Here is a 1227-nt window from a genome sequence, read left to right on the forward strand (position 1 = left end):
TTACAAGTTCGGATAGATAGGGAAGCGGGCGCAGAGGTCGGCGACTTCTGCTTTGACCTTGGCCTCGACCTCGGCATTGCCGTCTTCGCCATTGGCGGCGAGACCGTCGACCACTTCAATGATCCAATCCGCGATCTGGCGGAACTCGACCTCGCCGAAGCCGCGCGTGGTGCCGGCGGGGCTGCCCAGACGGATGCCCGAAGTGATGGTCGGCTTCTCAGGATCAAACGGCACGCCGTTCTTGTTGCAGGTGATATGCGCGCGGCCCAAAGCCTTCTCGGTCGCGTTGCCCTTCACGCCTTTGGGGCGCAGGTCGACCAGCACCACATGGGTGTCGGTGCCGTGGGTCACCGTGTCCAGACCGCCCTTGATCAGCTGATCCGACAGGGCCTGCGCGTTGGTGATGACCTGCTGGATATAGGTCTTGAACTCGGGGCGCAGAGCCTCGCCGAAGGCAACCGCCTTGCCTGCGATGACATGCATCAGCGGGCCACCCTGAATGCCGGGGAAGATCGCCGAATTCACTTTCTTAGCGATATCTTCATCATTGGTCAGGATCATACCACCACGAGGTCCACGCAGGGTCTTGTGGGTTGTCGTGGTCGCCACATGCGCGTGCGGGAAAGGCGAGGGATGCTCGCCTGCGGCCACCAGACCGGCGAAATGCGCCATGTCCACGTGCAAGTAGGCCCCGACCATGTCGGCGATCTCGCGCATGCGGGCAAAGTCGATCTGACGCGGGATGGCCGAGCCACCTGCGATGATCAGCTTGGGCTGGTGCTCTTTTGCCAGCGCCTCAACCTGATCATAGTCCAGCATGTTGTCTTCTTTGCGCACGCCGTATTGCACGGCGTTGAACCATTTGCCCGACTGGTTCGGGCGGGCACCGTGGGTCAGGTGACCACCGGCATCCAGCGACATACCCAGAATGGTGTCACCGGGCTGGATCAGCGCCTGGAAAACACCCTGGTTCGCCTGGCTGCCCGAGTTCGGCTGCACGTTGGCAAAGCCACAACCAAACAGCTCTTTCGCGCGGTCGATGGCCAGGTTTTCGGCGATATCGACGAACTGGCAGCCGCCATAGTAACGACGACCGGGGTAGCCTTCGGCGTATTTGTTGGTCATCACCGAGCCCTGCGCTTCCATCACGGCGGCAGAGACGATGTTTTCCGACGCGATCAGCTCGATCTCGTCGCGCTGACGGCCCAGCTCGGACGTGATCGAGCC

Annotated in this window: 1 protein-coding gene; it reads right to left on the reverse strand. The window is 61.8% G+C overall.

What is annotated here, in order from left to right; genetic code table 11:
• Positions 1 to 1227, reverse strand: a 1227-nt coding sequence (gene glyA, locus ACR0NO_RS22140) for a serine hydroxymethyltransferase (protein WP_480725717.1), incomplete at its 5' end; no start/stop codon positions are given.

The organism is Ruegeria sp. CL3 (assembly GCF_056536505.1).